Annotated in this window: 1 protein-coding gene; it reads right to left on the bottom strand. The window is 63.4% G+C overall.

What is annotated here, in order from left to right; genetic code table 11:
* Positions 1-276, bottom strand: a 276-nt coding sequence (locus tag JHD59_RS22620) for a hypothetical protein (protein WP_199155917.1), incomplete at both ends; no start/stop codon positions are given.

Raw genomic sequence — 276 nt, 5'->3', positions numbered from 1 at the left:
CCACCTTGACGGTGTTACCCACCGCATTGGCCCCGTTCTTCGCCTGCACGCCCACTTCCAGCACCTTGCCGGCATCCGCCGCCACGATGGTGTGCGCCGGCACGACGCCCGACTGGGCAATCACTTCGCCCTTGGCCGCGTCGGTCTTACCCTTCTCGCCCCAGGCAAACGTCGACTTGTCGGTACCGTTGCCGTTGTTGGCATCAAACTGGTAAGTACCGGTCAGGTCCTTGCCCACTTCGAGCGGACCCTTGACCTTCAACGCCTTCACCACCG

Origin of the sequence: Chromobacterium sp. ASV23 (genome assembly GCF_016428945.1) — a bacterium.
GTDB lineage: Bacteria > Pseudomonadota > Gammaproteobacteria > Burkholderiales > Chromobacteriaceae > Chromobacterium > Chromobacterium sinusclupearum.
This window is presented reverse-complemented; position numbering and strand designations above follow the sequence as displayed.